Source organism: Gardnerella massiliensis (assembly GCF_003408845.1).
Lineage (GTDB): Bacteria > Actinomycetota > Actinomycetes > Actinomycetales > Bifidobacteriaceae > Bifidobacterium > Bifidobacterium vaginale_H.
On record NZ_LRTV01000001.1, the window covers coordinates 714,516 to 733,963 of the forward strand.

12 protein-coding genes are annotated in these 19,448 nt (G+C 50.0%); 4 read left to right on the plus strand and 8 right to left on the minus strand.

Translation table 11 applies throughout. From position 1 onward, the window contains the following. Nucleotides 1–614: 614 nt before the first annotated feature. A complete protein-coding gene (locus AXE77_RS02700; protein WP_116711986.1) occupies nt 615–1,019 on the plus strand; it encodes a nucleotidyltransferase family protein in 405 nt (134 codons plus the stop codon). A 548-nt stretch (nt 1,020–1,567) separates the two neighbouring features. Here AXE77_RS02700 and AXE77_RS02710 read toward each other — a convergent pair. From AXE77_RS02710 to AXE77_RS02735, 5 genes are all read right to left on the minus strand, one after another. After that, nucleotides 1,568–2,650: an ORF6N domain-containing protein gene (locus tag AXE77_RS02710; RefSeq protein ID WP_116711987.1), complete on the minus strand. Its 1,083-nt coding sequence runs from the start codon at nt 2,648–2,650 to the stop codon at nt 1,568–1,570. Nucleotides 2,651–2,993: 343 nt separating this feature from the next. Further along, entirely contained in the window at nt 2,994–4,313 is a 1,320-nt protein-coding gene (locus AXE77_RS02715) for an AMP-dependent synthetase (protein ID WP_116711988.1), read from the minus strand. A 420-nt stretch (nt 4,314–4,733) separates the two neighbouring features. Then, nucleotides 4,734–8,753 carry a DNA-directed RNA polymerase subunit beta' gene (locus tag AXE77_RS02725; RefSeq protein ID WP_116711990.1) on the minus strand — a complete coding sequence of 1,340 codons (4,020 nt, stop codon included), beginning with the start codon at nt 8,751–8,753 and terminating at the stop codon, nt 4,734–4,736. A gap of 165 nt (nt 8,754–8,918) precedes the next feature. Further along, a complete protein-coding gene (gene rpoB, locus AXE77_RS02730; protein ID WP_165846044.1) occupies nt 8,919–12,467 on the minus strand; it encodes a DNA-directed RNA polymerase subunit beta in 3,549 nt (1,182 codons plus the stop codon). A gap of 175 nt (nt 12,468–12,642) precedes the next feature. After that, nucleotides 12,643–12,954 carry a hypothetical protein gene (locus AXE77_RS02735; RefSeq protein WP_165846032.1) on the minus strand — a complete coding sequence of 104 codons (312 nt, stop codon included), beginning with the start codon at nt 12,952–12,954 and terminating at the stop codon, nt 12,643–12,645. A gap of 593 nt (nt 12,955–13,547) precedes the next feature. Between AXE77_RS02735 and AXE77_RS02740 the strand changes: the two genes are divergently transcribed. The 3 genes from AXE77_RS02740 to AXE77_RS02750 all read left to right on the plus strand — a co-directional run bounded on the left by AXE77_RS02740 (nt 13,548) and on the right by AXE77_RS02750 (nt 16,354). Continuing rightward, entirely contained in the window at nt 13,548–14,237 is a 690-nt protein-coding gene (locus AXE77_RS02740) for a tRNA (cytidine(34)-2'-O)-methyltransferase (protein ID WP_116711993.1), read from the plus strand. 82 nt (nt 14,238–14,319) lie between these two features. Continuing rightward, on the plus strand, nt 14,320–15,357 hold the full coding sequence (locus tag AXE77_RS02745; RefSeq protein ID WP_116711994.1) for an HhH-GPD family protein: 1,038 nt from the start codon (nt 14,320–14,322) through the stop codon (nt 15,355–15,357). Between the two features lie 268 nt (nt 15,358–15,625). After that, nucleotides 15,626–16,354 (plus strand): peptide ABC transporter permease, encoded by a 729-nt coding sequence (locus tag AXE77_RS02750; protein WP_116712072.1) that lies wholly within the window; start codon nt 15,626–15,628, stop codon nt 16,352–16,354. A 565-nt stretch (nt 16,355–16,919) separates the two neighbouring features. Here the strand turns inward: AXE77_RS02750 and AXE77_RS02760 are convergent. From AXE77_RS02760 to prs, 3 genes are all read right to left on the minus strand, one after another. Further along, nucleotides 16,920–18,284, minus strand: coding sequence for a PFL family protein (locus tag AXE77_RS02760; protein ID WP_116711996.1), 1,365 nt, complete (start codon nt 18,282–18,284; stop codon nt 16,920–16,922). Between the two features lie 138 nt (nt 18,285–18,422). Next, nucleotides 18,423–18,749 (minus strand): ACT domain-containing protein, encoded by a 327-nt coding sequence (locus AXE77_RS02765; RefSeq protein ID WP_116711997.1) that lies wholly within the window; start codon nt 18,747–18,749, stop codon nt 18,423–18,425. A gap of 97 nt (nt 18,750–18,846) precedes the next feature. Then, the coding region (gene prs, locus AXE77_RS06800) for a ribose-phosphate diphosphokinase (RefSeq protein ID WP_240612624.1) at nt 18,847–19,448 on the minus strand (602 nt) is incomplete at its 5' end.

The window sequence follows — 19,448 nt, forward strand, 5'->3', positions numbered from 1 at the left end:
AGTGCAGGAGCTATCACATAAGATTACGATGAGTTTTAGCTGACGTATTACCTTCGTAAACCATTGCAATTCCGCCTTTCTTCCCAAAATCAACATTTTTATTTTATCAAATTACCCCAAAATCGATATTTTTTATTACCGTAATCTACCCCAAAATCGATATTTTTTATTACCGTAATTTACCCCAAAATCGATATTTTTACTACATAAGCGCACCATAAGCAAAATCAGACCCTCACGCAGCACGCCAACTGCACCAGTGTCCCAAAACAAGCAAAATGAGACACGCGCGCAGCGCGCCAACTGCACGCGGGTCCGAAGAACGGGATTAAGAGACCCTAACGCAGCGCGACGACTGCACGCGGGTCCGAAGAACGGGATTAAGAGACCCTAACGCAGCGCGACGACTGCACGCGGGTCCGAAGAACGGGATTAAGAGACCCTAACGCAGAACACAATCTGCGGGAAGGTCGCCAAATCGCAGCGCTCAAGCAGGTCGTCTATTAATAAGGTGTGATTAATTGCGCATTATGGTATAAAATTTCAGTTAATACAACAGCTCACAAAACATACGCAAAATACTGCGAGCATAAGCAATACGAGGAGGAAGTAGGATGGCAAATAATATTGCATCTTCTAATTCGCTTGCCATCGGCGCGTCTGAACTAACGCCAATCGCAGTTAAAAATTTGTGCGAAAAAACAGCGCGCAAATTAGGCGTAGACGAGCTGTACCTTTTTGGCTCGGTCGCGCGAAACGCAGCAAACCGCGATTCGGACGTTGACTTCATTTACAAAATTCGTAACGATCCAAACCCGCAGTCACCGCAATCGGCTATCGAAGAAGCGAGAAAAAAGCAAGAATTACGCTTAGCTCTGTCCGAATGTTTAGGAAGAAAAGTGGATCTTGTAAACAAAGATTACGTAACGAAACCACTTTGCGATGGCGGCGATGCGGAGTTGCAAAGAAAAGCGTTCATTACGGCAATCAACAAACAGCCAATCTACAAAATCATTTAGCGCGAGATTTGGCGCGAGATTTGGCGCGAGATTTAGTGCAGGAGCTATCACATAAGATTACGATGAGTTTTAGCTGACGTATTACCTTCGTAAACCATTGCAATTCCGCCTTTCTTCCCAAAATCGATATTTTTTATTACTGTAATCTACCCCAAAATCGATATTTTTTATTACCGCAATTCACCCCAAAATCGATATTTTTACTACATAAGCGCACCATAAGCAAAATCAGACACGCACGCAGAAACCATACTGCGCCAGTAACGAAAAAACGTCAATATTCGTTACTCGCGCAGTCACTCATCTGCACTAGTAACGAAAAAACAGTAAAGCGCTCGCGCGGGTAACGCGCTCGCTACGAAACTCGCGTTGGAAGTCTCCCCCGGACTTCCAACTTAAGCGAGTTTCCGCTTTGAAGGAGCTCGAAATCCCAATGATTTCAAGCTCGGTCAAAGCGCTCACGCAGAAAGCCAACTGCACCAATGTCACACAGCCACCAACCAGAGACCCTAACGCAGCGCGACGCTCTAAAAGCCCGTTCCTGTATATCAAATTTTCAAATTCTCATTGTTTAACATTCCAGCAAACATTGCATGATACATATCCTTCGACGATTCTTCTATTTGTGTAATACTCGATATTTTATTTCCCGCATCCTTTGATGACGCTCCACAAAGATAAAAGGCCTCATTTTCTGACCCAAAGTCTATTGCAATATACCTATCGTGGTATTTTTTATCGGCCATCTTCAAATTCAGGTCTATATTAGGATAATCTTTTCTAAAATCATCTAAAATATTTTTCGTAAGCATATCTTTATTTCTTACATTATCGCTAAAAACTACGATTTGCGTGTTATCTCTTGCAGCCCTTAAAAGTTCCAATGTTTTAAGCCCTATATAGTTATCTATAACATAAATGCTTTTCTTTGCTGACTTATATATTTTTGTATAGGCAACATCGGCTTCTATCTTATCTCCATTCAGCAAAAGAAAATGCTTGTAGGTGTCCGGATCTATAAAATTATCCATCACCTTTTTCAAATCTTCTTTTGTTGCTAAGGTGCCAATTTTATCGTTAATATTTGCTATTTCTTGCGAATGCTGCATTATGTCATTCGTATTTTGACTTGTTTGCAATGACAGTTGCGTCATTTCTTTTGAGCTAAGAAAGTCTCTATTTTCAACAATGAAGTCTTTCATCTGCTTAAACATTCGTATTAAAGCCTTGCTTTGTTTAACTGCAAGTTCTCCCCTTAATACAGTCATAAGCATATAGATGCCCTGTTCCGTAAAGGCGTAGGGCTTGTATTTAATATTACTGCCTCTGCCTTGCGCCTTGTTCAAGGTCGCAAAATGCGACCCTGAAAGTTCAGATACTTGCCCACCGTTCAAGGTGCCAAAATGGTACCTTGAAAGTTCATATACTTCCTCATCGGTTAATTGGAACATAAAATCGTCATCAAATTTTTCAATATTCCTTTTAACCTGTCTATTAAACATTTTTGTTTCGTAACCGTATATTTCAGCTAAATCTGAATCAAGCATAACTTTTTGATTTCTTATATAGTAGATCTTACTTTTCACTGTAGTTTCATCTATTACAACAATCTCTTTATTCGCTTCTGCCATGATGCCATCCAAAATTGTCTAAATATTTTTCCCAATTCGCCGACCATACGTTACTAACGCAGCGCACCAACTGCACGCGGGTCCGAAGAACGGGATTAAGAGACCCTAACGCAGCGCACCAACTGCACGCGGGTCTGAAAACTGTCAACCAGAGACCCTAACGCAGCGCGCCAACTGCACGAGTGTCCCAAAACAAGCAAAATGAGACCCTAACGCAGCGCGACGACTGCACGCGGGTCCGAAGAACGGGATTAAGAGACCCTAACGCAGCGCGCAATCTGCACGAGTGTCCCAAAACAAGCAAAATGAGACACTAACGCAGAACAACGCTAAGCGCGCGCAATCATCCAACGCGCATAATCCGCGGCACACCAGCCTCAATAAGCTTCCGCTCAAGATTCTTAACGCCAACAACATCCGCAAAATTAAAGCGCACAATCTTACTCACGCCGCACTCCCTAAAAAGCACCGATTCACGCTCAGCCTGCCTATCAATATTGCGATTAATAGCGGTCTGATTGTAGGAATTACGCAACATTTGAGTATCCGACGAAGAATTAAAGTTGATATTCGCATGCGTAGAATTAGTCGAATCAACAAAATACTTGTCATACCCATCAAGCTCGCCAACAATCAGGCCACCGCCAGGAACCCGCCACAAAAAATCACACCTATACTTAACCCCAGAATTAGGCGCAACAAACTCATGCTGCAACTCAGGCACCATAAACCCAAGATCAATCATCGTGCCGCGCGCGAAAGACTCGCCGCCATTCTCGCTTAAACCATTCGCAAAACAACAGAGGCGACGCAGCCTAAAAATAGGATCCGCATTACTGCCGAAACCAACTACGCCACTAACTCCAAAGCCGTTGCCAGCTACGCCGCTACCGCCAATACCAACACCGCCAACACCAACACCGCAACCAACTCCGCCAACACCAACACCGCCAACACCAACACCATATCTTCCACCGTATCTTCTTCCGCAAATCTCAAGAACCTTGTTAAAATTCACGTTATCGCGCGCAGCAGAATCAAAAATAGGCAACGCAGCCCTAAAACTCAAACTGTTAGCAGCATCAAAAAGCAGCGTACTCTTGTCAACAATATGACTTCTAATCTCGTAACTTACTCTGTCGCTTAAATGCGGAAGCGTAATAAGCTTCCCGTCATATTTTCGACTCGGCTGCACAATCCGTACGTCGTCGCTAGTGCCATCCTGCTCCATTCCGGTTGCGCGAATACGATGCAATTGCGGATTATCGTGCGTAGATTTGTTAGTTGTTGAGCGAACATAAATCTGCGTGGGAAGCGTTTGCAAATTCGTTTTCTGTGAATCATATTTGCTACCAACAAACAGCGTGTCATAATCTTCAACAACATCATATCCTAATAAAACTGCTCCACTCGTCACAGTAAACTTCCAATCTGGATAAATATCCATCAAGGAAAGCGCTACATGACGTATGCGTTCTGACGTATATAACCTTTGCCAATAATCAGTTTGCGCGTAAAGATTGCGGAAAGTGCGCACAAAAGCGCCTTTCTTCACGCGTTTCTTTAGATACTGCTTTTGCGCATTGGTGACAGGTCGAATGCATGTACGCTCTTGTTCAGCGTTTGAAATCATTCTGATAATACTAGTATTTACTTCAATCATACGACTGAGGTTATTCGACTTGACAATACTTGTGCAATAAGATTAACGCATTGTGGATAAAAGTTATTGAGCGCACGAAAATAAGTAGTTACGTAAGATTACAAATACTACGCAAGGGACACTAATGCAGAACACTGACTGCACGAGTGTCCGAAGGTAAGCAAAATCAGACACGCACGCAGCGCGCCAACTGCACGCGGGTCCGAAGGTAAGCAAAATGAGACACGCGCGCAGAAACAGTACTGCACGAGTGTCCCAAAACAAGCAAAATGAGACACTCGCGCAGCGCTCCGACTGCACGAGTGTCCGATAACCGCCAAAACCAACGCCGCAACCAACGCCGCCAGCACCAACGCGCAACAAAAAAGGAGCTTCAAGCCCGAAAGCTTGAAGCCCCATTTATATAAGGTTTAACTCAGCTCACTCAGCCTCGTCACCGTAATCGCCCTGACCACCCTGATCGTCAAGGAAGTCATCCGGATTAAAGTCGTCGCCGAGCTTCATATCGCCGAAGTCGATGTTGGAGAAGTCCACGTCGCCCATGTCGCTCTCACCGAAGTTCGAAGGCGTGCTATCCGCACCGCCCAAACCGAAGTTCGGATAAATAGAGTCACGCACCTGAGGATCCGGCTCCACGTTAGCGTTGCGGTAACGCGCCAAACCGGTACCGGCTGGGATGAGCTTACCGATAATCACGTTCTCCTTCAAGCCCTTAAGGTCATCTTCCTTCTGGCTCAAGGCGGCTTCGGTAAGCACGCGCGTAGTCTCCTGGAACGATGCTGCAGAAAGCCAGGAATCCGTAGCCAACGAAGCCTTGGTAATACCCATAAGCTCTGGTCGACCAGCAGCAGGCTTTCCACCGTTCTTCACGGCAGCCAAGTTTGCCTCGCGGAACTTAGCCTGGTCCACAAGCTCGCCCGGAAGAAGCTCGGTGTCGCCGGAATCGATCACCGTAATGCGGCGAAGCATCTGGTGCACGATAACCTCAATGTGCTTATCGTGAATGTCGACGCCCTGAGAGCGGTACACGTTGTGCACTTCTTCCACGATGTTCACCTGAGCGGCGCGCGGGCCGAGAATTCGCAGAATCTTCTTAGGATCCACGGAACCTTCGATAAGCTGCGTACCAACTTCAACGTGGTCGCCATCCTTTACAAGCATTGGCGCACGGCGCGTCACAGGGTAAACGATTGGCTCAACCGTAGTGTCGTCTGGAGTCAAAGTCACCTGACGGCCGTGGTCGGTATCCTCAACCTTCACAACGCCTGGGAACTCTGCGATTGGAGCCTCGCCCTTAGGGGTACGAGCCTCGAAAAGCTCCGTAACACGAGGAAGACCCTGCGTAATATCGGAAGCCGAAGCAACACCACCGGAGTGGAAGGAACGAAGCGTAAGCTGCGTACCAGGCTCACCAATGGACTGTGCTGCCACGATACCAACGGCCTCGCCAACGTCCACGAGTCGGCTCGTAGCCAAGGACCAGCCGTAGCACTTTGCGCAAACGCCGCGCTTGGATTCGCAGGTGAGCACGGAGCGCGCCTTAACTTCCTCAACGCCGTGCGCAACCAAATCGCGCAAAACGTCCATAGAAAGCGCGTCACCGCACTTTGCCAAAACTGTCGTACCGTCGGCAGGATCGATAACGTCCGCAGCGAGCAAGCGCGAGTATGGGCCACCGTCAGCAGCCTTAACCAGCGTCAAGTTGCCGTTTTCGTCGCGGTCGGCGATCTTCATCATAAGGCCGCGCTTCGTGCCGCAGTCTTCTTCGCGCACGATTACTTCCTGAGAAACGTCCACGAGTCGACGAGTCAAGTAGCCAGATTCTGCCGTACGAAGTGCGGTATCTGCCAGGCCCTTGCGCGCGCCGTGCTGGGAGATGAAGTACTCCAACACGGACAAGCCGTCGCGGTAGTTGGACTTCACAGGTCGAGGAATAATCTCGCCCTTAGGGTTTGCCACGAGGCCTCGCATACCAGCAATCTGGCGAATCTGCATCCAGTTACCACGTGCGCCTGACTGAACCATGATGTTCACGTTGTTGTCGTCGTGGAAATTTTCGCGCATTGCGTCTGCAACCTTGTCTGTGCATTCAGTCCACAAGTTGATCAGCTCTTGGCGACGTTCTTCGTCGGTGAGAAGACCCATGTCGTACTGGGAGTTGATTTTTGCAGCCTGATCCTCGTAATCTTGCGCGATTTGCTCGCGGTTTGGAGGAAGCACAATATCGGAGAATGCCATTGTTACGCCGGACCAAGGTGCGCGAGTAAAGCCGAGATCCTTCAAAGCATCAAGGCTTGCTGCAACTTGTGCCGTTGAGTAGCGGGTTGCGATATCGTCGACGATCTTGGAAAGTACGCCCTTTGGAACCTGCTCGTTTACGAACGGGTAGTCAACTGGCAAAGTTCCGTTGAACAAGATACGTCCGCAGGAAGTTGCGAACAGTACTGTTCCGTCCTTAAAACGCTCTTCGCGCACAACGTCTGGGCTGCCTGGCTCTGGATCAACGACCTTAAGCTCGGAAGGTTCCCAATTCTTTGGCAGCACGAAGTCTGCAGGAACGCGGATAAGTACCTTTGCCTGCATGTCAATTTCGTGCTTGTCGAGCGCCATTTCAGCTTCGGCGAGCGAGGAGAAGATGCGGCCCTGACCCTTGGCTCCCTCGATTACGGTAGACAAGTAGTAAAGACCCAAAATCATATCCTGAGATGGCATGGTGACGGTGTGGCCGTCTGCCGGCTTCAAAATATTGTCGGAAGCCATCATCAAGGTGCGCGCTTCTGCCTGAGCTTCGGCGGAAAGTGGTAAGTGCACTGCCATCTGGTCGCCATCGAAGTCTGCGTTGAATGCGGCGCAGGCAAGTGGTGGCAGGTGGATTGCTTTACCTTCAACCAAAATCGGCTCGAAGGCCTGAATACCCAAGCGGTGGAGTGTAGGTGCGCGGTTCAGCAGCACAGGATGTTCGGAAATAACTTCCTCCAAAACGCCCCACACTTCGGAGTCGCCGCGGTCGACCAAACGCTTTGCGCTCTTCATATTCTGCGCGAAGCCCTGATCAACCAAACGCTTGATAACGAACGGCTTGAACAGTTCCAATGCCATTGGTTTTGGCAAACCGCACTGGTGCATGCGAAGGCTTGGACCAACGACGATTACGGAACGGCCGGAGTAGTCGACGCGCTTACCGAGCAAGTTCTGGCGGAATCGGCCCTGCTTACCTTTGAGCATGTCGGAAAGCGACTTTAGTGGTCGGTTGGATGCGCCGGTTACTGGGCGTCCGCGGCGACCGTTGTCGAAGAGCGAGTCGACTGCTTCCTGAAGCATGCGCTTTTCGTTGTTGAGCATGATTTCAGGCGCGCCAAGCTCAATAAGTCGCTTCAAACGGTTGTTACGGTTGATTACGCGACGGTACAGATCGTTCAAATCGAATGTTGCGAAACGGCCGCCATCGAGCTGAACCATTGGTCGCAAATCTGGCGGGATTACTGGGATTACGTCCAAAACCATAGCTTCTGGCTTGTTTCCAGTAGTCAAGAAAGCGTTCACAACTTTCAGTCGCTTCAAAGCGCGAGCTTTGCGCTGGCCGGTTCCGTTGTCGATTTCTGCGCGAAGTTCTTCGGCGGCAGACTTCAAATCGAAATCTTGCAAACGCTTTTTAATAGCTTCAGCGCCCATGCAGCCTTCGAAGTAGTCGCCGTAGCGGTCTTCCATTTCGCGCCAAAGGTCAACGTCGCCTTCCATATCGCCGGCACGCAAGCCTTTGAAGCGGTCGAATACGGCGTTTAAGCGCTGAATCTGCTCATCGTAGCGGGTGCGGATGGCGGCCATTTCGCGTTCTGCGCTGGCACGGAGCTTGGCGCGGGCGCTACCTTTGGCTTCTCCGGATTCTTCCAACTCGCGCAAGTCTTCTTCAACTTTCTTAGCGCGCGCTTCGATTTCGTTGTCGCGACGCTTGCGAAGGTTGCCGATTTCGGTATCGAATTCGTCTTGCAAATCTGGAAGATCCTGGTGACGCTGTTCTTCGTCGACTTTCGTAACCATGTAGGCTGCGAAGTAGATTACTTTTTCAAGATCTTTTGGTGCAATGTCGAGTAAGTAGCCCAAACGGCTTGGCACACCTTTGAAGAACCAAATGTGCGTCACCGGAGCTGCAAGCTCGATGTGTCCCATGCGTTCGCGGCGAACGCGGCTGCGAGTAACTTCCACGCCGCATCGCTCGCACACGATTCCCTTAAATCGCACGCGCTTGTATTTGCCGCATGCGCATTCCCAGTCGCGAGTTGGACCGAAGATCTGCTCGCCGAACAGACCGTCCTTCTCCGGCTTTAGGGTACGGTAATTAATGGTTTCTGGCTTCTTTACTTCGCCGTGGCTCCAGCTACGGATGTCGTCGGCGGTGGCCAGTCCAATCCTCAGTTTGTCAAATGCGTTGACGTCCAGCACTATTATCGTCCTGTCTCATGAAATTGTTTTCTAACGTTTCTTAATTTCTTAAAGTAGTGTCCGTTTCGAAATAATCGTTCCGTATTACTTCCGTTTTACTTCCGTTTTACGTTCCGTATTATTCGATTATTCGATTATTCGATTATTCGATTATTTCTCACCGAATCACTGGTATTCAGGTTCATCAACAGCAATCTGGTCTTCCTTGGCGGACGAATCTGGTCGAGCGCCAATGTTGAAACCAAGGTCGTCTGATGGAATTGGATCGTCTTCCTCATCCTTCATGTCGATTGCGACGCCTTCAGCGTTCAGCACCTCAACATTAAGGGAAAGCGACTGCATTTCCTTAAGCAACACCTTGAATGATTCAGGAATACCAGCTGGCGGAAGGTTATTGCCCTTGACAATAGCGCCATACACGCGCACGCGGCCGTCGACGTCATCAGACTTCGTGGTCATCATTTCGTGCAAGGTGTAAGCAGCGCCGTAAGCCTCGAGCGCCCACACTTCCATTTCGCCGAAGCGCTGGCCGCCGAACTGAGCCTTACCACCCAACGGCTGCTGGGTAATCATGGAGTAAGGACCAGTGGAGCGCGCGTGAATCTTATCATCAACCAAATGATGCAGCTTCAAAATGTACATGTAGCCGACGGAAATTGGCTTCGGGAATGGCTCACCAGTGCGGCCGTCGAACAACGTTGCCTTACCATCAGAGCCAACCAACTTGTCGCCGTCACGGTTTGCGAGCGTGGTGGAAAGCAAGCCCTTCAAAGTTTCTGGGCGAACGCCGTCGAATACTGGGGTTGCAACCGGAGTGCATGGATCGCCATGCTCAGCACCCTGCGGCACGTACTTCTTCCAAGCTGCTTCCAAATCTGGATCCAAGTTAATATCCCAGCCAGCGTGAGCAATCCAACCCAAGTGAAGCTCGAGCACCTGGCCCAAGTTCATTCGAGAAGGCACACCCAACGGGTTGAGCATGATGTCAACTGGAGTACCGTCAGCCAAGAACGGCATATCTTCTTCTGGAAGAATGCGGGAAATAACACCCTTGTTGCCGTGGCGGCCGGAAAGCTTATCGCCTTGCGTAATCTTACGGTGCTGAGCGATGTAGACGCGAATCATTTGGTTCACGCCGTTTGGAAGCTCGTCGCCGTCGTCTTCAGCGTCTTCGCGAGTGATTTCCTTAACTGCAATCACGGTACCGGTTTCGCCGTGTGGCACGCGGAGCGAAGTATCGCGCACTTCGCGGCTCTTTTCGCCGAAGATTGCGCGGAGCAAACGCTCTTCTGGAGTAAGTTCGGTCTCACCCTTTGGCGTTACCTTACCAACCAAAATGTCGCCAGCTTCAACTTCAGCACCGATGCGAATGATACCGCGTTCGTCGAGGTTTGCAATCGCGTCTTCACCAACGTTTGGCAAGTCGCGAGTAATCTCTTCGGAACCAAGCTTGGTTTCGCGAGCGTCGATTTCGTATTCTTCAATATGAATGGAAGAAAGCGTATCGTCCTGCACGAGACGCTGGGAAATAATAATAGCATCCTCGTAGTTGTAACCGTTCCAAGGCATGAACGCAACGAGCAAATTCTTACCCAACGCAAGCTCACCCTTTTCGGTTGCAGGACCGTCAGCAAGCACCGTGCCAGCTTCAACGCGCTCGCCGTCTTTAATAAGCGGCACTTGGTTGTAGCAGGTGGTTTGGTTGGAACGCTGGAACTTGGAAAGCTTGTAGCTGGATTGGGTTCCGTCGTCGTTCATAACGCGAATAATATCGGCAGAAACGTAGGTTACGACGCCCGGCTTTTCAGCTAGGATTACGTCGCCGGAATCAACTGCTGCACGCCATTCGGAACCGGTACCAACGAGTGGTCGCTCGGACTTAATAAGCGGCACTGCCTGACGCTGCATGTTCGTACCCATCAATGCACGGTGGCCTTCGTCGTGCTCCAAGAATGGAATCAAGGAAGCGCCGAGGGAAACCATCTGGCGTGGGGAAACGTCCATGTAATCTACGGTGCTCACAGGCACATCGACTGCTTCTTCTTCGTCCACGCGGGCGAGTGCCTGAGTGCCAACGAAGTTGCCGTTTTCGTCGAGTTCCTGGTTTGCCTGGGCAATAACGTGCTCGGCTTCGCGATCTGCGGTCATGTATTCGACTTCGTTCGTTACGTGACCGTTAATAACCTTGCGGTATGGCGTTTCGATGAAGCCGAATGGGTTGATTCGTCCGAAGGTTGCCAAAGAACCGATAAGACCGATGTTTGGACCTTCTGGGGATTCGATTGGGCACATACGTCCGAAGTGGGATGGGTGCACGTCTCGAACTTCCATGGAAGCGCGGTCGCGAGAAAGACCACCAGGGCCGAGTGCGGAAAGACGACGCTTGTTCGTAACGCCTGCCAATGGATTGTTTTGATCCATAAACTGGCTGAGCTGAGAAGTTCCGAAGAATTCCTTAATTGTTGCGTTTACTGGGCGAATGTTGATCAAGGACTGAGGAGTAATTGCCTCAGCGTCTTGCGTTGTCATACGTTCGCGCACAACGCGCTCCATGCGGCTTAAGCCGGTACGAAGCTGGTTCTGTACCAACTCGCCAACCTGACGGATACGACGGTTGCCGAAGTGGTCGATATCGTCAACGTCAACGCGCAACTGCACGTCTTGACCGTCGCGCTTACCTGGGAAGGTTTTCTCGCCGGAATGTAAGGTTACCAAATACTTGATGGTGGCGATAATATCTTCGCGGTTCAAGCTGCGATCGCCGTAGTCTGCTTCGAGACCAAGCTTGCGGTTGATCTTGTAGCGGCCAACGCGAGCCAAATCGTAGCGCTTTGTGTTGAAGTAGAAGGAATCGAGAAGATTGCGACCAGCTTCTGGAGTTGCAGTGTCGGCTGGGCGAATCTTGCGATACAAGTCGGTAAGAGCGTCGTCTTGCGTTTCGATTGGTTCCTTTGCGAGCGCATCCAAAACGAGTGGGTATCCTTGGAAGGCGTCGGCAATTTCGTCTTTGGTCATGCCGATTGCCATAAGGAATACGATTGCGGATTGCTTACGCTTGCGGTCGACGCGCACGCCTAAAACGTCGCGCTTGTCGATTTCAAATTCCAACCATGCGCCGCGGCTTGGGATAATTTTCGCGCCGAAAACGTCCTTGTCGGAAGTGCGATCGGAAGTGCGATCGAAGTACACGCCTGGGGAGCGCACGAGCTGCGAAACGATAACGCGCTCGGTGCCGCCGATAATGAAGGTGCCGTGTGGAGTTTGCAGTGGGAAGTCACCCATGAATACGGTTTGGCTTTTAATTTCGCCGGTTTCGCCGTTTTCAAACTCAGCGTTCACGTAAAGTGGAGCGGAGTAGGTGTAATCCTTTTCCTTGCACTCGAGCACGGTGTGACGTGGTTCTTCAAAGTATGGGTCGGAGAATGTGAGGCTCATTGTCTCAGCAAAATTCTCGATTGGGGAAATCTCCTGGAAGACTTCGTCAAGACCGGAAACGTGAGGTACGGTGTGAGTTCCGTTTGCTTCGTCTTCGGCGACGCGCTTCTTCCAGCGTTCAGAACCGATCAACCAATCAAAGCTGTCGGTTTGTACGCCGAGGAGGTATGGCACATCAATAGGCTCACAAATGGAGCCAAAATTCACACGATCTGACGCTTTGTGCAGTTTAATATCATGCTCGTCAGCGCGTGCGATGACTTTCGTGGTGCTCGTCATAGCTTGTTCAGCAGCCAATGGACGTTCCTTTATCACTCGCTAGTTAACTATTTAATCGTTGAAAACTAAAGAAAATCGCGGCAAATGAAGTGCTTTTTAAGCATATTGTGATTCGCGGGCGCCTTCTTCGGTTCCATGAGCATGCCCGCTATATGACACACCTTACACAGTCTGTCTACTCTACCAAAAACTCCGGACTTTTCACCACCCTAACACCACCGATAAAAACAGCGACAAACGTCCTACAATCTTCCGGCAAATGTTCCACAAAACCACCAAAACAGCAACAAACACCGGGAAAATTCCCGCAAATGTTCCAAAAAACCACCAAAACAGCAACAAACACCGGGAAAATTCCCGCAAATGTTCCAAAAAACCACCAAAACAACAACATTTGCCGGAGAAAAAACTCCCGCAAATGTTTATGTAGCTTTGCAGTTATGCTTCTGCGAACGGTGATTGCTTGTTGATTAGTGAACTTTAACATTAATGCTCTGCAGACGTTGAGTACTTGTTGATTAGTGAGCTTTAGCATTAGTGCTGCTGCACACACTGAGTACTTATCACCTAGTGGACACTAGCATTAGCGCTCCGCTGACGTTGAGTATTATTGCCTAGAAGCCACTAGCATTCATGCTGCTGCACACACCACGCTAAGAATAATCTCCCAACCACCAAACCACCCGCAGCTTAGTTACGTGACTTTAGTTGCACTGAGCAAACCACGCACTTACGCAACAAACTGCACGAGTCTATGAGTTTTGTGTTGTGTTTAGTGTTTTGAGAGGCTGGAAAAATTGTGTTCAGCACTAAAAGAGGACTGAGGAAGCAACGTTCATAGAGAACGAAGCAAACATGAAAACCTTTAACAATCAGAGCGACGAAGGACGGGACGTGCGCAAACACAAATTTTCCAGCCTCGTAAAAACCAAAAAACTAAATCAGTTACAAAACTCATAGACGAAACTCAAGCATATTGTAAAGAAACTCGCGCCATATTAAACGATACAAGTTGCGAGTAAACTAAATACGTTACGATTACGAAGTTACGTAAAGATACTTAAAAAGCTAAGGAATAGCATGAATAACAGCGAGAATACGCAAGAAGCAGCAGAAAAAGACGAAAAGCAAGCCGAAGCACACAAAGCAGCAGCAAACCGCGTAGAGCAAATGTACGAATACGGCTATCGCAAGTCAAACTACGGCCCGGACGAGCTCGTAACCGATGCCCACGGCAATCCGATTAGTGTTATGGACGCCATGCTCAGCGCCGACGATGCCGCACGCGCCGAAACGCACACCCCTCACCTTTGCTTCTACTCCCCTCGCATTCCTGGCAACACCGGTTCTGCGATTCGCCTTTGCGCTGTAACCGGCACGATTTTGCACCTTGTTGAGCCGCTCGGTTTTAATTTGCACGATACGAAGTTGCGTCGCGCCGGCTTGGATTATCACGATATGGCGCACGTTGTTTTGCACCCGAATTTTGAGAATTTGGTTGAGTCGATGCCGGATTCGCGAATTATTGCGTTTACCGCAAACGCTACGAAACTTTACACCGAAATTGAGTATAAACCGAACGATATTCTGCTTTTTGGACCGGAACCAGGAGATATTCCGGATCCGATGGATATTATGGCTGGTCCGCACGTGGCAGAGCAGGTGCGACTTCCAATGCGACCGTCGCTTCGTAGTTTGAATCTTACGAATTGCGCGTCGATTGCCGTGTATGAAGCGTGGAGACAGCTCGGTTTTGCGGGCGGCAAGTAACGAAAAGTAACGAGATAGTAACTAACAAAAAGTAGCGAAATAGTAACGAGATAGTAACTAACGAAATAGTAACTAACGACTTATGCCACAGGATTTTTATCGTCTTCAAGAACTCAGCGAACTAGCCCGACTTACGCGCTCTAGCGTTGCACTATTCTGGCAGACGCGCGCCCGTGACTTGCCATGGCGCTTTGGTCGCACCACTCCTTGGGGCGTGCTGGTGTGCGAAGTGATGAGCCAGCAAACGCAAATGAGTCGCGTGGTGCCGTATTGGACAGCGTGGATGCAAACTTGGCCTGATGCACAGTCGCTTAGTTGCGCTACCGCTGCCGAAGTTATTACGGCTTGGGGTCGCCTTGGATATCCGCGACGCGCCTTGCGTTTGCAGGAGTGCGCGCGCGTAGTTGCGAACGAATATCACAATAGTCTGCCGCGCACATACGAGGAGCTTATCGCTTTGCCTGGCGTGGGTGATTATACGGCGAGCGCGGTGCTCAGTTTTGCTTATGGCGAGCAAGTTGCGGTGATTGATACGAATATTCGCCGCGTGCTTACGCGCACTTTTGCCGGAGTCGAGTCGCACGGAGGTAGCACTACTCGTGCTGACCGCGAGTTGGCCGCTGCGGTGCTGCCAAAAAGCGACTTCGACGCAGCAAGCAATGACTCCTCTCCTGCTGCTCCTACTTGCGCGCCTACTCAATCCTCTCCTACTTGCACATCCTCCGTATGGAATCAATCTATTATGGAAATCGGCGCCACTCTTTGCACAGCGCAATCACCGCAATGCGATACCTGCCCGCTGCAACGGTGGTGCCGTTTCAAAGCCGCAGGTTTCCCCGGTCTTGGTGCGCGCCGCACGCGTCCGCAGCAACGTTTCGTTGGGACTAATCGTCAGGTGCGCGGCATTATTTTGCAAGCGTTACGCAAAGCACATTCGTCACAAATTTCGTCACAAATTTCACAACAACATACGCAACAACATACGCAACAACATTCTTTACAGCGCAATGAAATTAACGCTTTATGGTCAAATCAAGCACAACTTGGCGAGTGCATTGCGTCACTTGATAACGATGGACTTATCGTTGTGCTTGAGGACGGAACAGTAACGTTGCCGTAAAGGTAACGTTTGCCGTAAAGGTGGCTGTATTTTGTGATTCGCACTTACTTAATTACAAACTTACTTAATTCCGCAATTATTACACAACATTCGCCTCATCGACCCATGTATTACAATGGTGAGTATGTCATTGCCAGCCATGTTCCCACGTAAGTCGCAGCGCAAAGCGGGCGCGCAACCACAGCGCGCGGCACAGCGCAATGCAGCGCGTGGTACTGACACATTGCGCGGTAAGGGTCAGCAGCGTGGCACGAATCGTTTGCGCAACATGAGCGCGGCGCGACGAAACATGTATCTTCGTCGGCGCATTTTTGTGAGCGTGGTGCTGATCCTCCTACTATCGCTGCTGGTTTTTTGCGTTATTAGTTTAGGAAAAGGCATTGCGGCAATTGGCACCACGTTTTCAGGGCACGAAGTGAACGTCACCAAAAAAGCGGTGCCGGATCCGCGTCCGGTTGGTTTGACGAAACGTTGCAACGCGCGCGACATACGCTTGGAGCTGTCTACTAAATCGCAGAATGTGCCAATGGGTGGCAGCGTGGAACTTACGGAACGCTTTGTGTACGAAGGGAATACTTCGTGTCTTATCGACGCGTCAGATATGAACGCTGTGCTCGCTATTAACAACGCAACCGACTCGGAAAACAACACAGCAAACGGCGGCGACAAAAGTAACGGCGGAAATACAGATAATACGGGCAAAGATGCTCATAAAGAAGCTGACGATACCCAAGTTAAAAACGCTAGGAAGAACGATTTCTTATCGCACGCAGTGTGGCGTTCGGATGTGTGCGATGGCACGCTCAAGCCGTTGCTGATGGCAAAAGGCGATCGTTACGAGAAAAAGATTACGTGGAATACTAACGCAACTTCCGGCGTGGGTTGCGTCGCGGACGAAAACCTGCCGAAAGTGAACCGCGGAACTTACGTGGCCCGAATTGTGCACAAACGCGTGCCTGGGCTACACAGCGAGCCGGTGCTGATCAACGTGCAGTAGCGCGACGACCTGCCTGAGCGCTCATTCCTCACGGCTATTGGTAGCCGTTCGGCTGATTTGGCATGTGAAGCACCCCGTGCTTCACAATTGAGCCAAATCACGCTTTGAAGGAGCTTGAAATCCCAATGATTTCAAGCTCGGTCAAAGCGCACGCGAAGGCAACTCGGAGCGGAAACTCGCTCGCGTTGGAAGCACGGGGTGCTTCCAACGCGAGTTTCGTAGCGAGCGCGTCGCAATCCGCGCGAGCGTTTTGGCCGTTTTTTGGAACATTTGCGGGGGGATTTTCCGGCATTTGTAGCTACATCAGCTGATTTTTGGAACATTCTCCGGAGTTTTTTCTCCGGCGTTTGTTGCTGTTTTGGTGGTTTTGTGGAACATTTGCGGGAGAATTTCCGGCATTTGTTGCTGTTTTTGCTGGTTTTTGGAACATTTGCGGGAAAAACTCCGGCATTTGTTGCTGTTTTAGACGTTTTTTGGAACATTCTCCGGAGATTTTTCTCCGGAGTTTCCGCTCCGAGCTGCTTTCGCGAGCGCTGTGCAGCGCTCAAGCAGGTCGGAGCGTCCGTTAGTTCTTAAAACTGTGAACAGGCGCCGGAATACGCCCGCCGCGCGTCACAAACGCTTCGCAGCTGGTCTGATTCACCGGAATAATCGGCGCATACCCCATCAAACCGCCGAAGTTCGCCATCTCGCCAACGCCCTTGCCAACTACCGGAATGATGCGCACGGCGGTGGTCTTCTGGTTAATCATGCCGATTGCGGATTCGTCCGCAATCATGCCGGAAATCGTCGCGGCGGACGTATCCCCCGGAATCGCAATCATGTCCAAACCGACCGAGCACACGCAAGTCATCGCCTCAAGCTTCTCAATCGTCAAGCAACCAGACTTCGCGGCAGCAATCATATTCGCATCTTCCGAAACCGGTATAAACGCTCCGGAAAGTCCACCAACGTAGCTGCTGGCCATAATTCCGCCCTTCTTCACCTGATCGTTGAGCATTGCGAGCGCCGCAGTCGTGCCAGGCGCACCAACCTGCTCCAAGCCAATCTTCTCAAGCACTTCGCCAACGGAATCCCCAACCGCAGGCGTTGGCGCCAGCGACAAATCAATAATTCCGAACGGCACGCCAAGCCTACGCGAAGCCTCCTGCGCAACCAACTGCCCCACTCGCGTAATCTTAAACGCCGTGCGCTTAATTGTTTCGCACAAGAAAGCAAAGTCTTTGCCGCGAGCCGCATCCAGCGCACACGACACAACGCCCGGTCCGGACACGCCCACGTTTATCACCGCGTCGCCTTCAGTAACGCCGTGGAATCCGCCAGCCATGAACGGATTGTCGTCCGGAGCGTTGCAAAAAGCCACAAATTTTACGCAGCCGTAGGAGTCGTTGGCGGCAGTCGCTTCAGCAATCTGCTTAATAATGCGCCCAAGCAGCTCCACGCAATCCATGTCGATACCGGTGCGCGTCGATCCGACGTTCACGGACGAGCACACAATCTCCGTCTCGCTTAAGGCTTGCGGAAGCGACTCAATAAGCATGCGGTCGGCTGCGGTCATTGACTTTGCAGGAAGCGCGGAATATCCGCCGATTAAATCAACTCCAACTGTGTGCGCTGCCTTGTCTAGCGCGTGCGCAATTTGCACAAAATCCTCAGGTTTTTTGCAAGCCGACGCGCCAACCAGCGAAATCGGCGTTACTGTAATTCGCTTGTTTACAATCGGAATGCCGTAATCGCGCGAAATATCGTTGCCAGTTTTGACGAGATCTTTTGCAAGACGCGTGATTTTTGCCTCAACATTGCGGCATACGTCCTGCAGATTTTCCGAAGCACAATCGAGCAGGTTGATTCCCATGGTGATTGTGCGAACGTCGAGCTGTTCTTGCTCAATCATCGAATTGGTTTCGCTTACTTCCATCAGGTTGAGCATGGCACACTTCCTTACGTTTGTTTAGATTTCGTGCGTTTCAGATTTTACGTTTGTTTAGATTTCGTGCGTTTCAGATTTTACGTTTGTTTAGATTCCGTGCGTTTGTTTAGATTCCGTACATTCTAGATTTCGCACATTTCAGATTCTGTGCATTGCAGTGAAAATATTGCTACGCTGGCAGCGGATTCGCACGCCAATTTCGGCACCAAGCGACTCCAAGCCGTCTGCAAACTCGCCAAATTCGCAATCCATAGTAGCCGTATCCACAATCATCATCATGTTGAAGAATCCGTCGACGATTGTTTGCGAAATATTCAAAATGTTTACGTTATGCTCGGCTGCGTGCGAAGTAACTTTCGCAATAATGCCGACAGTATCGCAACCGACAACGGTAATAATCGCCTTGGAAGCGTCGCCTTTGGAAAGCGATTCCTGATTTTCTGCAACTTTAGTATTGGCGACCATATTTGCCTCCTGCCGTTGTGAAACCGCGTGTGCGGATTTGCTTTGTTTTATTTTATATTTTTACGTAAGTTTCATGCGTAAATATTATGCGTAAATATTATGCGTAAATATTATGGTGCTTCATATCTTCCGGAAGCGCGTTGCGCAAAGATACAAGCGAACCAGAGCGGAACACGGAACGAATACCAGCGGCGAGCAACGGCGCAATCGAAAGCACCGTCATATTATCAAGTCGCTTCTCCTCCGGCACAGGCACCGTATCCGTCACAATAATTTCGCGCACGCCCGCAGCCTTCAAACGCTCTATTGCAGGCCCGGAAAGTAGCGCGTGCGTTGCAACCAAAGTAACAGACTTCGCTCCCGCCCCACGCAACGTGCGCACAGCCTCGCAAATAGTGCCGGCAGTGTCGATCATATCGTCGACCACAATGCAGTCGCGGCCCTGAATTTCACCGATAATTCCGTGAGCTTCAGCGTGATTAGGGCGCGTAATATCGCGAGTTTTGTGGATAAACGCTAGCGGCAAATCGCCAAGTTTCGCAGCCCACTGTTCGGAAACCTTAATGCGCCCTGCGTCAGGAGAAACGATAGTTGCGTTGTCGAGTTTCATAGAGTTGCGCACGTAGTCGATTAGCACTGGCATGGCGGTTAAATGGTCGACCGGGCCGTCGAAGAATCCCTGCTCCTGCGTGGCGTGCA

Coding starts and splice junctions, on each gene's coding strand:
- AXE77_RS02700 (WP_116711986.1), top strand. CDS start 615: ATGGCAAATAATATTGCATCTTCTAATTCGCTTGCCATCGGCGCGTCT.
- AXE77_RS02710 (WP_116711987.1), bottom strand. CDS start 2,650: ATGGCAGAAGCGAATAAAGAGATTGTTGTAATAGATGAAACTACAGTG.
- AXE77_RS02715 (WP_116711988.1), bottom strand. CDS start 4,313: ATGATTGAAGTAAATACTAGTATTATCAGAATGATTTCAAACGCTGAA.
- rpoB (WP_165846044.1), bottom strand. CDS start 12,467: ATGACGAGCACCACGAAAGTCATCGCACGCGCTGACGAGCATGATATT.
- AXE77_RS02735 (WP_165846032.1), bottom strand. CDS start 12,954: ATGTTAAAGTTCACTAATCAACAAGCAATCACCGTTCGCAGAAGCATA.
- AXE77_RS02740 (WP_116711993.1), top strand. CDS start 13,548: ATGAATAACAGCGAGAATACGCAAGAAGCAGCAGAAAAAGACGAAAAG.
- AXE77_RS02745 (WP_116711994.1), top strand. CDS start 14,320: ATGCCACAGGATTTTTATCGTCTTCAAGAACTCAGCGAACTAGCCCGA.
- AXE77_RS02750 (WP_116712072.1), top strand. CDS start 15,626: ATGAGCGCGGCGCGACGAAACATGTATCTTCGTCGGCGCATTTTTGTG.
- AXE77_RS02760 (WP_116711996.1), bottom strand. CDS start 18,284: ATGCTCAACCTGATGGAAGTAAGCGAAACCAATTCGATGATTGAGCAA.
- AXE77_RS02765 (WP_116711997.1), bottom strand. CDS start 18,749: ATGGTCGCCAATACTAAAGTTGCAGAAAATCAGGAATCGCTTTCCAAA.